General features: G+C 65.5%; 3 protein-coding genes. All 3 read left to right on the top strand.

Translation table 11 applies throughout. The features are described 5' to 3' along the window. Positions 1-1393: hypothetical protein (locus ACRDUX_RS17730; RefSeq protein ID WP_526415328.1), on the top strand; the 1393-nt coding region annotated here is incomplete at its 5' end. A 746-nt stretch (positions 1394-2139) separates the two neighbouring features. Beyond that, positions 2140-3858 (top strand): hypothetical protein, encoded by a 1719-nt coding sequence (locus ACRDUX_RS17725; RefSeq protein ID WP_526415327.1) that lies wholly within the window; start codon positions 2140-2142, stop codon positions 3856-3858. A 2-nt stretch (positions 3859-3860) separates the two neighbouring features. After that, the gene (locus tag ACRDUX_RS17720) at positions 3861-4157 is read left to right on the top strand and encodes a hypothetical protein (protein ID WP_526415326.1); all 297 of its coding nucleotides are present in this window, start codon (positions 3861-3863) and stop codon (positions 4155-4157) included. Positions 4158-4313: the final 156 nt, after the last annotated feature.

Raw genomic sequence — 4313 nt, 5'->3', positions numbered from 1 at the left:
GGACAGGACGATGTTGACCATGTCGCGACGAACGCGCCACCGATCGCTGATCTGGGTCGGACTCGGGTGCCTGCTGCTGGTGCCCCCGACCGCCGTGCGCGCGGACGCAGCGGCTGCTGCCGCCGCGCCGTGCGCTGCGCACCTGCAGCGCCTGAGCACCCGAAGCCTCGAGCGCACGCTGCGGTGCCTCGCTCGGGAGAAGCGGCGGGGGTCCGTCGATCCCGCCTGTCTCTCCCGGGCTGCCTCGATCAGGGCGAGGATGATGCGGGGCCCCGCGGAATGCGTCGACGACGCACTCGTTGCCCTCGACACGATCAATCGCTGCACGGCGGCGGTGCTCGCGCACGTTTCCGACGATGGGGGTTGCGCGGCTCGGAAGTTGCGCGCCGTGGCTGCGTCGGTCCGCCACCACGCACCCGGCGGCCACAGCACCGGCCAGCGCGCCGCACTGTGCCAGGCCTTCGAACGAGGCGGCACCTGCGCGGGCGATTGCCTCGCGGTGGACGCGGCGCTTGCGCGGTGCTGGACCGCGATCGCCCCGCAACGCACGCTGCCGGCCGTCGCGCCGGACGACCAGGTTATTCTCTTCGGCGTCTACGAAGGCGATGCCATCTCTTCGAGCACCATTGCCGGTCAAGACGAAGACACCGAGACCGCGCGCGTCGTCATCGAGCCGGGCGCCACCCCGCTCTACGCGCTCCTGACGAGCTATGCGGAGGTGATCTGGCGCTTCGAGGGCGACGTCTCCCGCGTTCGCCGCGTCGTTCTGCTGGGTGCGGGCCCGCGCGGCGTGACCGGGATCGCAGCGGAACGGGTCGCCGATCTGACAGGGACAAACAGCGACCTGTCGGAATACTTCTACTCCAACGACTCGCCCGAGGGTCGCCGGGTGCGGAATGCAGTGGAAGACGCGCTCGGCCGACCCGTCGACATCGTGGCCGGCAGCTACAGCGTCGGGACTCTTTCGCTCCCCGCGGGGATAGTGGAGGGGAGTAGCCCGCCAGCGGTTGTCCCGCCCGGGTTCGATCCCGCTGTCTACCAGCTGGGTCTGTGGTTTAACCCGGGCGGTGTCGTCGACATCGATCCGTCGCTGGTCGTGTCGACCGCACGGGCCGAGCCGTACGAGGTTTTGCCGCAGGGCTTCGGCCTCGCCCAGTTGGTTGCGGTTGGCGCCCTCGAGCCCAGGGACGGCTACTTCTATATCGCGCGCGCCATCCCTCGGTTCCCGGCGGGACTCTACGGCGCGCACTCGGTGACCTTCATGCTCGGACGTGGGGTGCCGTTGCCGGCCGGCTCGCCGGGCCACTCCTGTGTCATTGCGGAGGAAACGGGCCGTCCGGTGATCAACGAGTTCAGTTGCGTCCACCTTTCCCGGGTAGTGGGGGGTGATTGATGCTGATCTGGCACCGCCGCCGGCTGTCCGCTGAGCACGATGTGCCGTCCCCTTTCACGCGTACGACTACAGGCGGGACAAGAGGTCGCCAACCGTGCACATCCACCAATGTCCGGATGCGAGTTGCCGCGACACGCGCGGCGGCCTCTCGTCCCCGCCCGATGGGCGGCGGTCTCCCCCCCCGGCCGCCCATCGCTACCGCGGAGAGGGGCGGTGCAAGGCCGTCCCTCTCCGGCATGACTACCAGAGTGAATGCGGTCGCCACCGGCGACAGGTAGGAGCCTAAGCTTGAACGGTCGACGCGGATCGCACGGCTTGACAAGCCTCGCCCTGGCGGCGGCGCCACGGGCGCGCGACTGCACGAGGGGTGACCGCAGATGGGCTGCGCCGGTGTGTGGGCCCTGTCCAGCGCGTCGCGGCGCTAGGATGCGGCGACGGGCGAATCGACCCCGAGCGCCCGTGGCCCCCCACACGGTCGCTCGGCGAGCGGGCGCTGCCCGCCCGCCCTGAGAGACGGTGACACCGTCGGCGGTCCTGCGCGCTGACCAACGGCGGAGGTATCGCCGAGTGCGAATCGGCGTCGGATCGTGCCCCCGGCGAGTGGTGTGAACGTTCAATGTCTGGAGTGGCGATCGGGGATCGAACGGCACGCCGACGCAGAATCAACGATGGCGTGGCCGGAGAGAAGCGCCCGCCCGCGCTGTCTTCGCTCGTCGCCACCCAACCTGAAGAGGAGGACAACTGCGATGAAACACCTCCAAATCTCCCGCGGCGCCGCCATTGTCGTCAGCGTAGCGTGGGCGTCGATCGCCACGGCGCAGACGCCGCCACCGGTGTCGTTCGTCAACCCGCTCAAGGCCTACTTCTGCAAAGGGTACGCGAAGACCCATGAGTTCTGCACGGGAGTTGCGACGACCGACGATACGGTCAAAGTGTTGAGCAAGCACGGAGACATCGAAGTGCGTATTCGCACCGAACCAAACTTGCCGGTGGTGTGGGTGAAGCTCGTCGAGCACCAGGGCAGCTCGTTGCGGGTGAGGATGCACAAGAAGACCAACAACGTCATGGATAAAAATCCATTCTTCTCGGAATTCATCACCATCGATCGAAACCGGTGCGCTGGCGATTCCTGCATCCTGGTCAGCACGCCGACGTCGGCCCAGTATCAGGCGATTCAGACCTGGCTCTGGGAAGCACCGGTTGGCGAGGAGCGATCAATCACCGTCGCTGCCGTGATCACCAACTTCTTGGCCTATCCTGGCGCTGCCCTGACCGACACGAGCTACGCCCACACGTCGTTCACCGTACTGGTCAATCCGCAGGTTGGAGGCGGGTGCACGATCGCCCCGGCCGACGGTTCATCCGCAACTGTGTTGCTCGTGCCGCTGGCCATGCTCCTCCTCACTCGTCTGCGACGACGAGCTGCATTGGCGGGCTGCGCAATCGCGCTCCTTACACTCGGGCCCCGAACGGGGCTGGCACAGGTACTGATTGTGGATCGACCTGGGGGCACCGACGACGTCTGGGCCGCGTTCTACAACGGCACGCTGACGACCGAAAATATGGTGGCCGGTACTAGCAACGCGCAGTCCGGCGGGCAATTGATCTACGAGGATGGACTGGTCACGACGGGGACACCGGACGGAGATGGATGTTACTTCCCTAGCGTTCTGTTCGCGGCGGAGACAAGCAGCGGATTCGGGTGGCCGCATTCGCTGTCGTTTTACACAGACCCGCAGTGCAACCTGTATGTATCGTTCAAGACGCCTGGGAACATCGGTGTCGGTGACGAAGGCAGCTCAAACACTGTCGTGACCCATGAGGCCGACCTGCTCGCCAGCCCCTCATCCTCGTTCTGCCAACGGTACACCCAGATCCGCATGAGCCATTACAACCAGTCGCTCACGCTCTGGCCGTTCGGCTACATTGGAATCGAGGAACCGTCGTGGTGGCCGGACTCATTCAAATCGCCGAAGACCAGAATCGACATGACCGCACGAGACACTGACTGGGGTGACTCACTAACTACAGGCAGCGGAGATCACAAAACCACGGTCGATGCGCTCTTTGGTTGGCAGGCAGTCACCCACGGCTCCCCGTCGAACATCCCACCAAGCTTCACCCGAGGCAATCGGCAGGAGAACCAAGACTTCGGCGAGAAGCTGCAATGGTTCAGCCGTACGGGTAGCTCGGTGCTAAATCAGTTCTTCGAGGCCCCGCAAGGAGACACGCACTTCCTCCACATCGGCTACGACATGCAGCCGGCCGGGAAGATCGATCTGGTCGCCGAATGGGGCGGCACCCTCCCCAACCAGGTGTTCAGCGTGGTCCCACCGCGAATTCCGTACTCGTACAATGTCGTCTACAATGCCGTGTACGGGTATGGCGGCTACTGTCCGCCCGACTTCGACCCTCCACTCGTGGTTTTCTATTGCGGACAGAAGTGCCTGCGGGCATACAACTGAGTATGGAAATCATCCGGCAGACCATTGCAGTGTTGTTCGTCCTCCTGCCGTTCGGCATCACGATGCTGCCCTTGGCCTGGCTCTATCGGTACCGGGACACCACGGACCTCGCCTTCCACCGGACGGTGCACCGAGTATACGCGGTGCTCATCGTCGTGGTCTTGATGCCGTTGACCCTGCTTGGTCCGGGCCTGTTCTTGCTCATGCTCGCCGCTGTGGTCTGGGTCACCAGCGGGTTCATCATCAAGATGCGCACCCGGCCGCTCCTCACCGAGGAACAGCGGTCACCCTCAGTGTGACCCTTGGGCCCAGGTGTCGGTAGGTCCCCGACGCCTGGGCCTCTCCCTAAGTGCAGCGCCGCTGACTGGCCCGGCCGCTCTGGCGAGGGACGGCAGAAGGTGCGCGCGTCGTTCTCCCCACCGCGTCCGCTTGGCACGCCTCTCGCACCTTTGCGC

This window comes from Mycobacterium sp. (genome assembly GCF_050701675.1).
GTDB lineage: Bacteria > Actinomycetota > Actinomycetes > Mycobacteriales > Mycobacteriaceae > Mycobacterium.
Note: the sequence above shows the minus strand (reverse complement) of the source record. Positions and strands in the feature narration are given on the sequence as shown.